The sequence below is a fragment of the Yinghuangia sp. YIM S09857 genome, assembly GCF_051388915.1.
In the GTDB taxonomy this organism is placed as follows: Bacteria; Actinomycetota; Actinomycetes; order Streptomycetales; family Streptomycetaceae; genus Yinghuangia.
On the sequence record NZ_JBPKBH010000002.1, the window covers coordinates 356,432 to 372,653 of the forward strand.

Sequence of the window (16,222 nt, forward strand, 5' to 3'; positions counted from 1 at the left end):
GACGGACGTTGTGGCGGACGGCAGGGCGGACGGCATGGCCGACGAGGCTCGGTTCGACGTGGTGGACCCGGTCGCGGACCGGACGGTGGACCCGGCCGCCGCGACCGGCGTCATGGTGGCGTGCGCCCAGATCGCGCCGATCGTCGGCGAGCCGGAGGCCAACCGGCGTGCCGCCGTCGACGCGATCGAGCGCGCCGCAGCGGCCGGGGCCCGGATCGTCGTGCTGCCGGAACTGGCCAACAGCGGCTACGTGTTCCGCGACGCGGCGGAGGCCGCGGACCTGGCGGAGGCGGCGGACGGTCCGACCACCGCGGCCTGGGCGGACGCCGCGCGCCGCCACGGACTGGTCGTCGTGGGCGGCCTGTGCGAGCGGGCGCCGGACGCGACCGTGCGCAACTCGGCGGTGGTCGTGGACGCTTCGGGCGTGCGCGCCGTGTACCGCAAGGCGCACCTGTGGGGCCGGGAGGCGGAGATGTTCGTCGCCGGGGACGAGGCGCCGCCGGTCGTCGAGACGGAGTTCGGCCGGATCGGCGTGCTGGTCTGCTACGACGTGGAGTTCCCCGAGTGGGTGCGGCTGGTCGCGCTCGGCGGTGCGGACATCCTGTGCGCGCCGGTCAACTGGCCTTACTACCCGAGGCCGGCGGGCGAGCGTCCGGCCGAGGTGGTCCGCGTGCAGGCGAACGCCGCCGTCAACCGCATGTTCGTGGCGGCCTGCGACCGGGTCGGGCCGGAGCGCGGCACGGACTGGGTCGGCGGGTCGGTGATCACCGACGCCGACGGCTTCCCGCTGGCGGGCCCCCACCCGGGCGAGGAGCGCCTGCTGCTGGCACGCTGCGCACTGGCCGAGGCCCGCGACAAGCGCGTCGGCTCGTTCAACGACGTGCTGGCCGACCGGCGCCCGGAGTTGTACGGGCCGGTTCTCGGTGGGGCGCCGCCTACGGTGACGTGACGCCGCGCCACGCGCCCCAGGACGTGGGCAAGCCGTACGTCCGGCGACGCCCGTCCCGCTCGGGGCCATGCCCTCGCTCGTTGCCCGGCCCTCCCCCGAGGCCGGCCCGACCCCCGGAATCCGGCTCGCACCAGAGCCCCCAGCACCCCGAAAGGCCCTCCGATGAGTTCCGCTCCCCTCGGCCCGATCGACGCGACCCGTGTGCCGCGCTTCGCCGGACCCGCCACCTTCGCGCGGCTGCCGCGTGCCGACGAGGTGGACCACGTTGACGTCGCCGTCGTCGGGGTGCCGTTCGACAGCGGTGTCAGCTACCGGCCGGGGGCGCGGTTCGGTCCGGCGCATGTGCGGGCGTCGGCGAAACTGCTGCGGCCGTACAACCCGGCCCTCGACGTCTCGCCGTTCGCCGAGCTCCAGGTGGCGGACGCGGGCGACATCGCGGTGAACCCGTTCGACATCGCCGAGGCGATCGCCGCGGTGGAGAACGCCGCGCGCGTGTTCGCCGCCCGGGGCACCCGGCTGCTGACGATCGGCGGGGACCACACCGTCGCGCTGCCGCTGCTGCGCGCCGCGGCGGCCGAGCACGGCCCTATCGGCGTGGTGCACTTCGACGCGCACCTGGACACGTGGGACACCTACTTCGGCCAGCCGTACACGCACGGAACGCCCTTCCGGCGCGCCGCCGAGGAAGGGCTGCTGGATCCGCGCCGCTGCCTGCACGTCGGCATCCGCGGACCGCTGTACAGCCCGGCGGACCTGACCGACGACGGGGTGCTGGGCTTCCAGGTCGTGCACAGCGACGACTACCAGGACGCCACGGTCGCGTCCGTGGTCGAGCGGATGCGGGCGCGGCTGGGCGACGGGCCGGTGTACGTGTCGGTGGACATCGACGTCCTCGACCCCGCGCACGCGCCCGGCACCGGAACTCCGGAGGCCGGCGGCCTGACGAGTCGCGAGCTGCTGGGGACGCTGCGCGGGCTGGTCGGACTGGACGTGGTGGGGGCGGACATCGTCGAGGTGGCCCCGGCGTACGACCACGCGGAGCTGACCGGCGTGGCCGCGGCGCATACAGCGTACGAACTGCTCTCGGTCCTGGCCCGCAACCGGCGCGACGCACAGGCGTAACGCACAGGCGTAATGCACAAGCGCGACGCACAGGCGTGACGCACAGGCGTGACCCGCGCGAGTGACCTCGGCCACCCCGCGCGGGCGCGCCCTCACGCCCTGTGAGGAGGATTACCTGACGGATCGTCAGTTTTCTGTCCGCAAGGCATTGCTGCGCCCCCGGACCTTCCCTATGTTCGCTTCCGGGCATGATCGTCCGCCGAGGCCCGGTCCCCGGCGGCGGGAACGGAGCGGCAGTGGGCACCACTCGGCGGAAACAGCGCGACGAGCGGAGCCTCCGCGAACGCCTGATCATCCCGGTGCTCGCCTTCGCGGGCGTGCTCATGGCGCTCATGCAGACCGTCGTCGTACCGCTGCTGCCCGACCTGCCCGCGCAGACCGGCTCATCGCCGGCCACGGTGAGCTGGATGCTCACCGCGACCCTCGTCACCGGCGCGGTACTCAACCCGGTGCTGGGCCGCGCGGGCGACATGTACGGAAAACGCCGCGTGCTGCTCGCCTCGCTCGCCACCATGACGGTGGGCTCGGTTCTGTGCGCGGTGACCAGCGACATCCGGGTGCTGATCGCCGCCCGCGCGCTCCAGGGCACGGCGGCCGTCGTCGTGTCGCTGGCCACCAGCATCCTGCGGGACGAACTGCCGCCGCACCGGGTCGGGTCGGCCGCCGCCCTGATGAGCTCCACGGTCGGGCTCGGCGCCGCGTTCGGCCTGCCGCTCGCGTCGGTGGTCGTCGAGCACGCCGACTGGCACACCATGTTCTGGGTGACCACCGGTCTCGGCCTCGGCGGATTCGTCGCCGCCTGGCTGGTGGTGCCGGAGTCGCCGGTACGCACCCCCGGGCGCTTCGACATCGTCGGCACCGTGCTCCTCGGGGTCGGGCTGGTGGCGGTGCTCCTCGCCGCGTCGAAGGGCGGCGAGTGGGGCTGGACGTCCCCGACCGTGCCCGCGCTCGCGGGTGGCGGCGTGCTCGTCCTGCTCATTTGGGGATGGCACCAACTGCGCACCCGCGAGCCGGTGGTCGACCTGCGGCTGGCCGCCCGGCGCACGGTCTTCCTGCCGCACGCCGCGGCGCTGCTGACCGGCATCGCGTTCTACGCCAACTGGCTCGCCACCGCGCAGCTCGTACAGGCTCCGGAGATCACCGGCTACGGGCTCGGCGCCTCGGCGGTGGTCGCGAGCCTGTGCCTGCTTCCGGGCGGCGTCATCATGGTGCTGCTGTCCCCGCTGTCGGCGCGGCTGTCGGACGCGCGGGGCGCGCGGGTGACGCTGGCGCTCGGCACGGCGGTGATCTCCGCGGCGTACCTCTTCCGGGTGTTCACCAGCGAGCAGTTGTGGACGATCACGCTCGGCGCGTCCCTGTGCTCGCTCGGCACCACGCTGGCCTATTCGGCGCTGCCGACGCTGATCATCCAGGCGGTCCCGCAGGAGCAGACGGCGGCGGCGACCGGGCTGAACGTCCTGATGCGCACGATCGGGCAGGCCGTGTCGAGTGTGATCGTCGCGGTGGTCCTGACCCAACTGACGATGACCGTGGGCGGCCGAAGCTTCGCCGACCTGGACGCCTACCTGCTGGTCTTCGGGATCGCGAGCGCCGTCGCGGCCTGCGCGTCGCTCACCGCGCTCGCGCTGCCCAAAGCGGCCCCGCGGTCGGGCGCGGCCGTCGCGGCGGCACCCTCGGGCGCGAAGATCGCGGCGGTGTCCGGGGACCGCGGCACGGACGCCTGACGCCGGGGCCGCGGCAGCAGCCGCATGAGCGCATCACGCACTGCCCCGGCCGGACGCCCGGCGTCGGGTCCGTGGTCGCCGCTCGCCTCGCCGTCGCGCCGGCCGCCGCCGACCAGATCCCCGCGCCGTTTGCCGCCGGCCGCATCCCCGCGTCGGTCGCGGCCCTCTCCCTCGACGGCCGCGGGCAAGGCCCCCGTCGACCACACCAACGACTGCACGCGCACCCGGCCGCCCGTCACACCACACCCCGATCATCTGTTGTCCCCCTCACGATCGGCAGGCTGCGGTGTCCACTTGACCCCGCTCCGCACGATTGCCCGGGACGGGTGAAGCCGCCGTAGACCCCGCGGTCGATCCCGCGGCACGTTTAGGCGCGCGCCGAGATTCCGGAAAACTCCCGAACCTCAAATTCCGCGCAGCGTCTGCTGTGCGGGAAACATGACGGCGCTAGCCTTCGCGCGACAGCCATCTGTCCGCCGAGGAATCGAGGACACCGAGTCATGAGGATCTTCTCCGCCCGGGGCGGACGGTCGTGGGGCCGTTCGGCGGGTGGCTCGGCGGCCGAATCGGCCCGGAACACGGATGTTCCCGCGGCGCGCTCCGCCGACGAAATCCCAGCGGCGGACCAGCAGTTCGCGAACGGAAGCAGTGCCGGGGAGTTCACCCGCGAGACCGCCGCGGCGCCCCCGCCGACCGATCGGCCCGCGCGCGGCGACGAGCTGGCCGAAACGTTGTACCGCCGCTACTCGGTGCCGCTGCTGTCGTTCTGCCTCAAGCACACCGGAGGCGACCGGCAGTGGGCCGAGGACGTCGTCCAGGAGACCCTGGTGCGTGCGTGGCGCAACGCCGACCGCATCGACCCGAGCGACGAAGCGCGGTCGCTGATGCCGTGGTTGGCGACGGTGGCGCGGCGTATCGTGATCGACGACCGGAGAGCCAGGAGCGCGCGCCCCCAGGAAGTGAACCCGGAGCCGTTGGAGTACGTACCAGCAGACGACCAGGTCGAACCACTGCTGCGTAGCATGGTTGTGGCCGATGCCTTGCAGTCGCTGTCCCAGGCGCACCGCGAGGTGTTGGTCGAGACGGTCCTGCGCGACCGCAGCGTGAACCAGGCGGCCGAGGCCCTCGGCATCCCGGTCGGCACGGTCAAGTCCCGCGTGTATTACGCGGTGCGGGCCCTCAAGCTCGCGCTCGAAGAGAGAGGGGTGAACGCATGAGCACGCCGGTCGAGCACACCGATGTGGGCGCGTACGCCCTGGGGCTCCTTGAGGACGAAGACCGCCTCGCCTTTGAATCGCACCTGGCGACGTGCGGCCGGTGCCAGGCGGAGTTGGACGAACTCGGCCACATGCGTGGCCTGTTCGCGGATGTCGAGGCGGACGCGTTCACGCCCGCGCCGGAGGCGCCGGTCGTCGACCTCGGCGCCCGCCGTTCCGCACGGGAGCGGGCGCGCCGGTTCGGGATCGGCATCGCCGCGGCCGCGGCGGCCGCGGTCCTGCTGGTGGCGGGCGTCGGCATCGGCGGCGGATTCGAGTCCTCGCCGCAGGCGGGGCACATGAGTCCGGCGGGCGAGCTGCTGGTGGCCGGCGAGCGGCACCCGGCGAAGGGCTTCGCGCAGGGGCCGGACGGCGCACAGGGCTTCCTCGGCCTGGACTCCAAAGGCTGGGGCAGCCACATCGGCCTCGAACTCACGGGTGTGCGCGGACCTTTGCGGTGCAACCTCGTCGCGGTCGGGAAGGACGGCACCTCGGAGGTCATGGGCACGTGGTCCGTCCCGGCGTCGGGCTACGGCGTGCCGGAGAACACGAAGCCACTGGTCTTCCACGGCGGAACGTCCATGGGCAAGGACGCCATCGACCACTTCGAGGTCCGGACGGTCGAGGGCAGGACGCTGCTCACCATTCCGATGTGACCCGGGGGCGCTTGCGAGTCGGCGACCCGACGCGTTGGCGGGTCCTGCGCCTTGGCGGGTCGGTAGGTCGTGACCCGGTGGCCGGGTGCCCCGGTGAGCCGCAGACCCGGTGGCCTGGACGGCATCGGTGCATTCCTCGGATCCACGCGGACGGGCCCGCGCGCTTGCGCGGGGCCCTTCCGCGTGCTCCTGCCCTCATGCTCGGCAGCTCAGTGGCTTTCCACCGTTGAACGCGACCATGTCGGCGAGCGCACCGAAGACGTCGACCTCGCCGGCGCCGAGTTCGGCATACGCCGAGTACAGGTTCCCGACCAGGCGTTCGCTGTCGGTGAGGGCCGCGTAGTCGCCAAGGTCCGTCTCCCGCGCGAGGGCCAGCGGGTCGAGACCCGCCTCGCGGCCCCGCAGCGCGGTGTCCAGGATGAAGGCGGCGTACCCTGCCGCCACATCGATCTGCTCGGGGCCGCACACCGGGCCGTGCCCGGGAACGAGCGTGTGCGCCCCGAGCTCCCGCAGGCGTTCGAGGGCTTGCAGGTAGCCGCCGGGCGAGCCCATGAGCAGGAACGGCGTGCCGCCGTTGAAGATCAGGTCGCCGGTGAACATCACGCCCTGCTCAGGCAGCCAGACCACCGAGTCGTTCGAGGTGTGTGCGGAGACGCCGAAGTGGCGTACCTCCGCCCGTAATTCCCCGGCGTGCAGGGTGATGGACTCGGTGAAGGTGAGGAACGGCGCCGCCGCGCGCAGGTCGCCCCAGTCGACCCCGGGCCACACCAACTCGCGTTCGATGATGCCGTACTTGAGGATCTCCGCCCGGGTCTTCTCGTGCGCGACGATCGTCGCGGCGGGGAACAGGTAGTTGCCGTGCGTGTGGTCGCCGTGGTGATGCGTGTTGACGAGCGTGCGCACCGGCGCCCCGCCGGACACGCACGCCATCGTCTCCAGGTAGGCGCGGGTGCGGGTCTCGGTCGCGCAGGTGTCGACGGCGATCACGCCGCCGTCGCCGACGAGGAACCCGGTGTTGTTGATCCACCACGTGCCGTCGGGCTGTATGTACGCGAACACCCCGTCGGCGACCTCCTCCACGCGGGGCGGCTCGATCGTGCCGGTCCCGTGGATGTGCTGCGACATGCTCATGCGCATTCCCCCTGGCCGTCGACGGTACGTGCTACTGGCATACACCGCCCGGCGGTTCCGGCGCCATCACCCGGCGCCGTGCCGCGCGGCGTGTCCCCCATGCGGTGGAGGACGGTGGAGGGCTTCGTCCCGGGTGACCTCCCGGCCGCCCTGGACCGGCCGGACGCCCTCCTCCGACTACTGCACCTCCACACCGAACACGGCCGCCTCAGTCCGTGTGCTCCGCCCGCTCGCCCACCGGCGCGGTGAGCGGGAGCCCGACGTAGTTCTCGGCGAGCTCGGCCGCGGCGTGCGGGGAACCGGCGATGCGGTCGAGCTGCGCGATCTGGAGGCGGGTCTCGAACGGGCTCTGGTCCGGGTCGGTGTGCAGGGTGGTGGTCATGAAGTACGAGAAGTGCTCGGCGCGCCACACCCTCCGCAGGCAGGTGTCCGAGTAGGCGTCCAGGAGCTCGGTGGAGCCGGTGTCGTGGAGTTCGGCGAACGCGGCGGCCAGCACGGTGACATCGGCCGCCGCGAGGTTGAGCCCCTTCGCGCCGGTGGGCGGCACGATGTGGGCGGCGTCCCCGGCCAGGAACAGCCTTCCGTGCCGCAGGGGTTCGGTGACAAAGCTGCGCATCGGGAGCACGGACTTGGCGGTGATCGGGCCGCGTTCGAGCCGCCACGGGCCGTCCACCGCGAACCGGGCGTCGAGTTCGTCCCAGATCCGTTCGTCCGACCACGCGGCGGCGTCGGTGCCGTTGGGGACCTGGAGGTACAGGCGGCTGACACTCGGCGACCGCATGCTGTGCAGGGCGAACCCGCGCGGCGAGTGAGCGTAGATCAGCTCCTCGCAGGAGGGTGCGACGTCGGCGAGGATGCCCAACCACGAATACGGGTACTCGCGCTGATACGTCGTCAGCCCGCCTTCAGGCACGGACTGCCGCACCACCCCGTGGAAGCCGTCGCAGCCGACCACATACTCGCAGGCCAGTACGCGGTCCCGACCGTCGCTGCGGTAGCGGACGCTGGGGCGTCCGGTGTCCGCGCCCTCGACCGCGACGACCTCCGCACCGAACAACAGTGGTGGCCCCTCGGCGAGTTGCAGATCGATCAGGTCCTTGACGACCTCGGTCTGCGCGTACACGGTGACGCTCGCTCCGGCGGCGAGCGCGGGGAAGTCGATGCGGTGCGAACGGCGGTCGAAGCGCAGCTCGATGCCGTGGTGCACAAGGCCCTCGCGGTCCAGGCGCTCCCCCGCGCCCGCGGCGCGCAGGACGTCGACGGTGCCCTGTTCGAGGATCCCGGCACGCTGGCGCTGTTCGACGTACGCCCGCTCCCGGCTCTCCAGCACGACGCAGTCCACGCCGCGCAGATGCAGCAGGCGCGCCAACAGCAGTCCGGCGGGTCCGCCGCCGACGACGGCGACGGTGGTGTGCTCGGGGATCACGGGGTGCCTTCCTGGGGGGTCGTGTGGGTGGCGCGCCGGGAGTGGCAGGGGCCCGCGTCGCCCTCCTCTGCCGCGTCCCGTTCCCGCACCGAGTCGATGTCGGCGAGCACGCGCGCGGCCACCGCGAAAGCCGCGTTCGCCGCGGGCACCCCGCAGTACACGGCTGTCTGCAACAGCACTTCGCGGATCTCGTCGCGGCTGAGCCCGTTGCGCAGCGCGGCGCGTACGTGCATGGCGAGTTCGTCGTGGTGGCCGTGGGCGACCAGTGCGGTCAGGGTGATGCAACTACGGGTGCGGCGGTCCAGTCCCGGCCGGGTCCAGATCTCGCCCCAGGCGTATCGGGTGATGAAGTCCTGGAAGGGCGCGGTGAATTCGGTCGTGGCGGCGATCGCCCGGTCGACGTGCGCGTCGCCGAGGACTTCGCGCCGGACGGCCGTCCCACGCACGGGTCGCGGGCCGCCGCTCACATGGTCGCCGAGTGCCGCGAGCACGCGGTCGGGCTGCTCGACGTTGGCGAGGTGCGAAGCATTGGCGATCTCCACGAGCGTGGACTCGCCTACCCCATCCGCCAGTTCACGGGCGTGTTGCGGCGGTGTGGCGGGATCCTCGCGGCCCCCGACCACGAGCGTGGGCGCGCTGACGCGCGGCAAGTCGGCGCGCAGGTCGTACTCGGCGATGGCCTCGCAACAGGCGGCGTACCCGCGGGGGTCGACGCCGCGCATGGCCTGCACGAGCCGACGGGCCTCGGCGGTGTCCGCGAAGGCGGCGGTGAACCAGCGCTCGGCGGCGCCGTCGGCGACCGGCCCCACGCCCTGCGCCCGCACGAGGGCCGCCCGTTCGTGCCAGGGCGCCGGCTCGCCGAAGCGCGCGGACGAGCAGACGAGCGCGAGCGACGCGACCCGGTCCGGGTGGTACGCCGCCAGCCACGCCCCCACGGCGCCGCCGAGCGAGATCCCGGCGTACGCGAAGCGGTCGATGCCCAGGGAGTCCGCCAAGGCGAGTACTCCGGCGGCGAGTCCGGCGACCGCGCACGGCGCCGCGGATCCGACGCCGGTGGGCTCGTACGGTGTTCCGCCGTGCCCCGGCAGGTCCCAGCGGACGACCTTGAAGTCCCGGGCGAGGGAGACTACTTGCGGATCCCACACGTGCAGGGTCGTGCCGAGCGACGGCCCGAGAACCAGCGGCGGCCCCCCGGAGCCGTCGACACGGTGATACGGCACCGGAGTGGTCACGCGGTCGCACCTTCCTGGTCAATCTGCGCGGCACGGCGCCCCAGTGCGCGGTCCACGAGCGCTCCCGTGGCCCCGATGTACTGTGCGGGGTCGGCGAGTTCGGCACGACGGGCAGCGTCGTACCTGCCCTTGAGGGCGGGTTCCTCCTCGATCGCGCCGACCAGCGTCGCCGCTCCGGCCGTCACGCGGGCGGCCACCCGTTCGACCGCGGCCCGGGCCTCGCCGCGTCCGAGGAGAGGGGCGAAGGCCGCCACGAGCCGTTCGGTCGCCACGAGTCCGCCGGTCGTCGCCAGATTGGCCCGCATGCGTTCCGTGTCGACGCGCAGCCCGGCGACCAGGGTCCGGGCAGCCGAGGCCGCGCCGCCGGTGAGCCGCAGCGCGTCCCGCAGCGGAAGCCACTCGGCGTGCCAGGCCCCGGGCGGGCGTTCGTCGGCAGCCGCGAGGGAGGAAGCCAACACGCTTGCCAGTGCCGGAACCTGGCGTGCCGTCGCGGCGATCAGAGTGGCGCCGACCGGGTTGGCCTTGTGCGGCATGGCCGAGGAGCCGCCGCCCGTCCCTTCGGCCAGTTCGGCGATCTCGGTGCGCGACAGGGTCAGGACGTCCTCGGCGATCTTGCCCAGCGCAGCCGCCGTGAAGGCCAGTGCGGCGCCGAGGTCGGCGACGGGCGTACGCAGGACGTGCCACGGCAGCGCCGGCTCGGCGAGCCCCAGCGCGCGAGCGTACGCGGCCACGACATGAAGTCCGAGGCCGCCGGACTCCTGGACCGCCCTCGGCCCGCCGGGATCTCCCGTGCGCACTCCCCCGGCCGCGTCGCCCGCGTCGCTCGGGTCGCCCGGGTCGCCCGGGTCGTTCGTGAACGCGGCCAAAGTGCCTGCCGCGCCGCCCAGTTGCGCAGGAAGGCGCACCGAGGCGATGCGGTCGCGTGCGTCCAGGACGAGCGCGCGCCAGCCCGCCGCCTTGAGGCCGAAGGTGGTCGGCACCGCATGCTGAGTGAGCGTGCGCGCGACCATGACCGTGTCCCGATGCCGTGCGGCAAGCCGGGCCAGGGCGTCAGCTGTTGCGTCCAGGTCGGCGAGCAACGGTGTGCGGGTACGCGCGGCGACCAGCATCCAGGCGGTGTCCATGATGTCCTGGCTGGTCGCGCCCTGGTGCACGAACTCGGCTGCTGCCGGGTCGACTTCCCGCACCCGTGCGGTGAGGTCGGCGACCAGCGGGATCACCGGATTGCCGCCGGACCGGGCGCGCAGCGCGAGCGAACGGGTGTCGAAGCCGCTGCCGTCGGCCACCGCCAGGTCGACGGCTTCGGCGGCGGACGCCGGTGCGCGCCCGGTCCGTGCGAGTGCCCGGACGAGCGCGGCTTCGGCGTCCAAAAGGGCGCGCAGGAAGGCCGCGTCGCCCGTCGCTGCCTCGGCGGCCGTGCCCGCCGCGACCGGGGCCGTCAGGCCCGCCTCACGGCAATCATGCGAAGTCAAGGAAGACCGTCTCCTCGTGCCTGCCCCCGTCCGGGTCCTCGCCGCCCTGCAACCGGATGTCGAACCGGTGCAGGCCGCCGCGTTCGCGGACCGTCTCCAGCGTCGCGCGGCGAGCGGACGGCAGGGAGGCCAGCAAGTCGTCCTCGGCGTACCCGGGTTCGCCGGTCAGATACGCGCGGCTGAACAGGTGGTGCAGCAGTCCGCGGGCGAACAGGCACACCGACAGGTAGGGGACGCCCGCGGGCGCGATTGTGCGCAGCGCGTAGCGCCCGTCGGCGTCGGTGGCCACCCGGGCGAACCCGGTGAAAGCGACCCCGTCGCGTCCGGCGAAGCCGCCGGTGGTCTCGTCGCGGCGCATCGAGCCCGGCGCGCCGCGTCGCGAGCCGCCCGGCCCGGCCTGCCAGAACTCCAACAGCGCGTCCGGGACCGGGACGCCCGCGCCGTCCAGGACGCGGCCGTGGAGGGTGAGGGCGCCCGGGTGCCCGTTGGGCACGAGGTCGCCGCCGCCTGGGAACGGCAGGGCGTAGCCGAAGAACGGGCCGACCGTCTGCGCGGGCGTGGGAGCGAGGCGCGGCGTCGCCGGCACCCTGTCCGGCGCGTCCGTCGTGACCGTCGTCGGCGCCGTGGCCGGGGCGTGCGTCGTGACCGTCGCAACCGCCGCGCGGGTCATGACCGTCGTGGTCGTCGGATCCGTCACGGGGTGCCCTCCGCCCAGGTCGCCGCCGGGCCGCCGAGCACGATGTCCCAGCGGTAGCCGAGCGAGAACTCCGGTACGGACAAGCCGTGTTCGTAGGCAGCCACCAGCCGTCCGCGGGCCGCGTCGTCGGTCACGGACTGGAGGATCGGGTCGTACGGGAACAGCGGATCCCCGGGGAAGTACATTTGCGTCACCACCCGTTGCGCGAACGCCGTGCCGAACACCGAGAAGTGGATGTGCGCGGGCCGCCACGCGTTGGCGTGGTTGCGCCACGGGTACGGGCCCGGCTTGACGGTCGTGAAGGCGTAGCGTCCTTGATCGTCCGTCAGGCAGCGTCCGGCGCCGGTGAAGTTGGGGTCGAGCGGTGCCGGGTGGCGGTCGCGCCGATGGGCGTACCGTCCGGCGGAGTTGGCCTGCCAGATCTCCACGAGCTGCTCGGCGACGGGTCGGCCCTCGCGGTCGAGGACACGCCCCTGGACGGTGATGCGTTCGCCGAGGGGTTCCCCGGAGTGATGGGCGGTCAGGTCCGCGTCGAGGGCGGTGACGTCCGCGACTCCGAAAACCGGCCCGTGGAGTTCCAGCGCGTCCGGGTCCTGAACCACCGTCAGTGGTTGCCGGGGGTGCCGCAACGCGCTGCTGCGGTACGGCAAGTAGTCGCGCGCAGGGTGGTCACGCGGTGTCCCGCCCGCGGCGATCCGCTCGGCGTACGCGTCACGCTCGGCGCACATTTCGCGGTCGATGTCCGCCTGCGTGACGACGGCGTCCGGCATCTCGACCGACCGATCAGCAGGTGCTACACCGGAGTTCGCGGGTGTCGCGGCGGCGTGTGCAGGTGCGGTCATGCGTCCGGGTCCTACCTTTCGAGTACGAGGGCGAGGCCCTGGCCGACGCCTATACACAGGGCGGCGAGTCCGGTTCCGCGGCCCGCCGCCGCGAGTTGGTGGGCGACCGATCCGGCGAGCCGGGCGCCGGAGGCGCCGAGGGGATGTCCGAGTGCTATCGCCCCACCCCGCGGGTTGACCACATCCGGGTCGAGGTCCGGCCATTCGGCGAGGCAGCCGAGGGCCTGGGCGGCGAAGGCCTCGTTCAGCTCGAAGGTCCGCAGGTCGGCGAACGTGCGCCCGGCACGGGTCAGCGCGCGGTGCACGGCGTCCACCGGACCGAGGCCGAACAACTGCGGTTCGACGCCGACGACCGCCGACGCGCCGATGCGGGCGAGGGGTTCGCGGCCGAGTTCGGCGAGGCCGTTCTCGTCGGCGAGCAGCAGCGCGGCCGCCCCGTCGTTGAGCGGCGAGGAGTTTCCGGCGGTTACCGTGCCGCCCGCCCTGAAGGCCGGGGCGAGCTTGGCCAGCGCGTCCATCGACGTGTTGTCGCGCACGCACTCGTCGCGCGTCAGCGGTGTACGTACCCCCGCCAGGCCCTCGATCGTCGCCAACTCGCTGTCGTAGAGCCCTTGTTCCCAGGACGCTGCCGCCTTGCGGTGGCTCGCGAGGGCGAACGCGTCCTGGGCCTCGCGCGTGATTCCGTGCTTGTCCGCGATGAGCTCGGCTCCTTCACCGAGTCCGATCGTCCACTCCGGCGGCATCGCGGGGTTGACGAGGCGCCAGCCGAGGGTGGTGGACACCATCTGCTGGTGGCCCGCCGGAAAGGCGCGGTCCGGCTTGGGCAGCACCCACGGCGCGCGGCTCATCGACTCCACGCCGCCCGCGACCGCGACCGACGCGTCCCCGACGGCAATGGCACGGTACGCCTGGACCACGGCCTCCAGGCCGGACCCACACAGCCGGTTGACCGTGGTGCCCGGCACCGACACCGGAAGTCCCGCCAACAGTACGGCCATTCGGGCCACATCGCGGTTGTCCTCGCCGGCGCCGTTGGCGTCGCCGAAGAAGACGTCCCCGATCAGCGCGGGATCGAGGTCCGGGCTGCGGCCGACGAGCGCACGCAGCACGTGGGCGGCGAGGTCGTCGGGGCGCACGCCGGACAGCGCGCCGCCGTACTTGCCGATCGGCGTGCGCACGGCGTCGACGATGTAGACGTCCTTGATCCCGGCCGCGGGGCCGGAGCCGACACCGGAGGCCGCGCGCGAAGCCGGGCGGGGAGTGTGGGACGGGGTCACGGGGCGGCCTTCTTCCCGGCGGCCTTGAGGCCGCGCAGCGCGAGGAGTTCGATAGGCGTGGGGGGTGCGGTGACGCCGGTCTCGGCGGCGACGCGCAGGTCCCAGCCGGTGGCCGCGCGCACCTGGTCGACGTCAACGCCCGGGTGCAGCTCGGTGAGGACGAGTTCGGCGGTTCCCGGGTCGGGGCGCAGGATGCCGAGGTCGGTGATCACCGCGACCGGTCCGGCGCCGGGCATGCCCAGGCGGGCCCGGTCGTGCGGTCCGGTGCCGTGGCCGAGGGTGGTGACGTAGTCGAGCACGGGCACGAAGTTGCGGGTGGAGTGCCGCAGAACCATCAGCACGCGGCGGCAGTTCGCGGCGATCTCCGGGGCGCCGCCCGCGCCGGGCAGGCGGCCTTCGGGGCGTTCGGGGCCGCGGCCGACGACGCTGGTGTTGACGTTCGCGAACCTGTCGATCTGCGCGGCGCCGAGGAAGCCGACGTCCACGCGGCCGCCTTGCAGCCAGTAGTTGAACATCTCCGGCACCGACACCACCGCGTCGGCGGTTTCCGCGAGTTCGCCGTCGCCGATGGACAGCGGGAGGCGCGTGGGCTTGGAACCGATGGTGCCGGACTCGTAGATGAGCACGAGGCCCGGATTCGCGGTGGCGCGGGCGAGGTTTGCGGCGGTGCTGGGCAGCCCGATGCCGACGAAGCAGGTACGTGCGCCCGCGAGCGCGCGGGCGGCGTTGACCTCCATGACTTCGTCGGCGGTGGCGGGCTCGGCCACGGCGGGCTCCGGCACGGAGGGCACTGCGGCCGCGGAAGCAGCGGACGAGGCGGCGGTCGCGTCGGTCATCCGGCCGACTCCTTTCGCACGTGCGTGTCGAGCCACGCGGTGAAGGCGGCGCGGTCCCGCGAGACGGCGTCCCACGCCTGGTAGAAGCCGTTGTCGCGGACGGAATAGCCGGCGGCGTACGACGGACGGCTGCCGCCCGGCACCGGCACGACGGCGTCCACGACCCACGAGGGCAGCACCACCGCGCCCGGCGTGGGGGCGAGTTCGTCGACGATCTCCTCGACGGTCACCAGCACGCGGTCGGCGGCGAGCGCGGCTTCCTTCTGGACACCGAGCAGGCCCCAGAACTGGACGTTGCCGAGCCGGTCGGCGCGCTGCGCGTGGATGACGGTGACGTCCGGGCGCAGCGCCGCGACCGCGGCCAACTCCTCGCCCGTGAAGGGGCAGACGACCGTCGAGACGGTGTCGGTGCGGGTGGCGAGGTCGCTGCCTCGGTAACCGCGCAGGATCGCGAAGGGCAGCCGGGAGGCGCCCGCGACATACCGGTTCGCCATCCCGGCGTGGCTGTGCTCGTCGAGTTCGAGCGGGCGCGGCCAGGCGTTCTCCACCGCGTCGCGGAAGCGGTGCAGCGAGCCGACCCCCGGGTTTCCGCCCCACGAGAAGACCAGTTTGCGGGCGCATCCGGCGCCGATGAGCTGGTCGTAGACCACGTCGGGGGTCATCCGGACCAGGGTCAGGTCGGTGGTGCCCTGCCGGATGATCTCGTGACCGGCGGCGAACGGGATCAGGTGGGTGAAGCCTTCGAGGGCGACGGTGTCGCCGTCGTGCACGAGGTCCGCGACGGCGCCGCGGAGCGTACGTATCTCAGCCATGGCAGTCGAGGAGCCCTCACGGTGCCGTGCGGAGCGGCGCGGGCGCCGCCTTGATTGTGTTCGTCTGGTGAACTATTGTTCACATTAGTGAGCTGCCCCGAGTCTGCGGGGTGGCCCGAAGGGCTGTCAACCACTCGTCTACGACACGGCCGAAGGCCCCGGAGAGACCCATGCACGCCGACGCTCCCTCCGTCCCCGACGCGTCACCGCCGCCGACCGAAGCGGTCGGGCCGCTGATCCGCGGGCTCACCGTGCTGCGCGCGGTCGCGGCGGCCGGGGGACGCGCGAGCCTCGGCGACCTCGTACGGGCGACGGGCCTCGCGCGGTCCACGGTCGACCGCGTCGCCGCCACCGCCACACGAATCGGGTACGCCAGGCTCGACGGCCGCGACGTCCTCCTCACCCCGAGGCTCATGGAACTGGGCAACGCCTATCTCGCCGCGACCGGCCTGCCCGACCGGCTCGGCGAACTCGCCGACGCGCTGGCGGACTCCCTCGACGAGTCGGTGTCGCTGGCGGTGCCGGACGGCGACGGCGTGCGCTTCGTACACCAGGCCGTCCGCCGCCGCACGATGGCCCTGGCGTTCCGCATCGGCGACCTCGTCCCCGCCGAACGCGCCGCTCCCGGCGCGCTGTTCGCCGCCGACTGGGACGACGCCGGGTGGGACGCGTGGGCCCGGCGGCGCGAACGCGACCCGAGCGACGCGGGGTTTCCGGCGGTACCTCCGGCGACCGGCACCGGTCCCGTGGCGACCTTCGGGGACCGCGCCGAGGCCGCCCGGGCGGCCGG

At 73.3% G+C, this 16,222-nt stretch carries 15 protein-coding genes; 6 read left to right on the top strand and 9 right to left on the bottom strand.

From position 1 onward, the window contains the following. Positions 1-10 precede the first annotated feature (10 nt). The 5 genes from ACRX5S_RS04820 to ACRX5S_RS04840 all read left to right on the top strand — a co-directional run bounded on the left by ACRX5S_RS04820 (position 11) and on the right by ACRX5S_RS04840 (position 5,707). The gene (locus tag ACRX5S_RS04820; RefSeq protein ID WP_436771472.1) at positions 11-949 is read left to right on the top strand and encodes a nitrilase-related carbon-nitrogen hydrolase; all 939 of its coding nucleotides are present in this window, start codon (positions 11-13) and stop codon (positions 947-949) included. A 162-nt stretch (positions 950-1,111) separates the two neighbouring features. Continuing rightward, positions 1,112-2,071, top strand: a complete 960-nt coding sequence (gene speB / locus ACRX5S_RS04825) for an agmatinase (protein WP_436771473.1) — start codon at positions 1,112-1,114, stop codon at positions 2,069-2,071. A 188-nt stretch (positions 2,072-2,259) separates the two neighbouring features. Next, positions 2,260-3,795, top strand: coding sequence for an MFS transporter (locus tag ACRX5S_RS04830; protein ID WP_436771474.1), 1,536 nt, complete (start codon positions 2,260-2,262; stop codon positions 3,793-3,795). 500 nt (positions 3,796-4,295) lie between these two features. Next, positions 4,296-5,012 (top strand): sigma-70 family RNA polymerase sigma factor, encoded by a 717-nt coding sequence (locus ACRX5S_RS04835; protein ID WP_436771475.1) that lies wholly within the window; start codon positions 4,296-4,298, stop codon positions 5,010-5,012. Next, a complete protein-coding gene (locus ACRX5S_RS04840; protein ID WP_436771476.1) occupies positions 5,009-5,707 on the top strand; it encodes an anti-sigma factor family protein in 699 nt (232 codons plus the stop codon). Before ACRX5S_RS04835 ends, ACRX5S_RS04840 begins: the two co-directional genes overlap by 4 nt. A gap of 195 nt (positions 5,708-5,902) precedes the next feature. Here the strand turns inward: ACRX5S_RS04840 and ACRX5S_RS04845 are convergent, their stop codons facing one another. The 9 genes from ACRX5S_RS04845 to ACRX5S_RS04885 form a co-directional block, all read right to left on the bottom strand. Further along, the gene (locus ACRX5S_RS04845) at positions 5,903-6,838 is read right to left on the bottom strand and encodes an MBL fold metallo-hydrolase (RefSeq protein WP_436771477.1); all 936 of its coding nucleotides are present in this window, start codon (positions 6,836-6,838) and stop codon (positions 5,903-5,905) included. 208 nt (positions 6,839-7,046) lie between these two features. Then, positions 7,047-8,264 carry a 4-hydroxybenzoate 3-monooxygenase gene (locus ACRX5S_RS04850; RefSeq protein ID WP_436771478.1) on the bottom strand — a complete coding sequence of 406 codons (1,218 nt, stop codon included), beginning with the start codon at positions 8,262-8,264 and terminating at the stop codon, positions 7,047-7,049. Continuing rightward, complete coding sequence (gene pcaDC / locus ACRX5S_RS04855) at positions 8,261-9,496, bottom strand: bifunctional 3-oxoadipate enol-lactonase/4-carboxymuconolactone decarboxylase PcaDC (protein WP_436771479.1); 1,236 nt, start codon at positions 9,494-9,496, stop codon at positions 8,261-8,263. The genes ACRX5S_RS04850 and pcaDC overlap by 4 nt, the downstream gene beginning before the upstream one ends. Beyond that, positions 9,493-10,968, bottom strand: a complete 1,476-nt coding sequence (locus ACRX5S_RS04860; RefSeq protein ID WP_436771480.1) for a lyase family protein — start codon at positions 10,966-10,968, stop codon at positions 9,493-9,495. Before ACRX5S_RS04860 ends, pcaDC begins: the two co-directional genes overlap by 4 nt. Further along, entirely contained in the window at positions 10,955-11,665 is a 711-nt protein-coding gene (locus ACRX5S_RS04865; RefSeq protein WP_436771481.1) for a protocatechuate 3,4-dioxygenase subunit alpha, read from the bottom strand. The genes ACRX5S_RS04860 and ACRX5S_RS04865 overlap by 14 nt, the downstream gene beginning before the upstream one ends. After that, a complete protein-coding gene (pcaH, locus tag ACRX5S_RS04870) occupies positions 11,662-12,435 on the bottom strand; it encodes a protocatechuate 3,4-dioxygenase subunit beta (protein WP_436771710.1) in 774 nt (257 codons plus the stop codon). The genes ACRX5S_RS04865 and pcaH overlap by 4 nt, the downstream gene beginning before the upstream one ends. Before the next feature lie 83 nt (positions 12,436-12,518). After that, complete coding sequence (locus ACRX5S_RS04875; RefSeq protein WP_436771711.1) at positions 12,519-13,712, bottom strand: thiolase family protein; 1,194 nt, start codon at positions 13,710-13,712, stop codon at positions 12,519-12,521. 68 nt (positions 13,713-13,780) lie between these two features. Further along, complete coding sequence (locus tag ACRX5S_RS04880; RefSeq protein WP_436771712.1) at positions 13,781-14,521, bottom strand: CoA-transferase subunit beta; 741 nt, start codon at positions 14,519-14,521, stop codon at positions 13,781-13,783. A gap of 95 nt (positions 14,522-14,616) precedes the next feature. Further along, on the bottom strand, positions 14,617-15,432 hold the full coding sequence (locus ACRX5S_RS04885; protein ID WP_436771482.1) for a CoA transferase subunit A: 816 nt from the start codon (positions 15,430-15,432) through the stop codon (positions 14,617-14,619). A 170-nt stretch (positions 15,433-15,602) separates the two neighbouring features. On the opposite strand from ACRX5S_RS04885, the gene ACRX5S_RS04890 reads away from it, so the two are divergent. Then, positions 15,603-16,222 (top strand): helix-turn-helix domain-containing protein (locus ACRX5S_RS04890; RefSeq protein WP_436771483.1); only part of this gene is annotated, 620 nt, incomplete at its 3' end.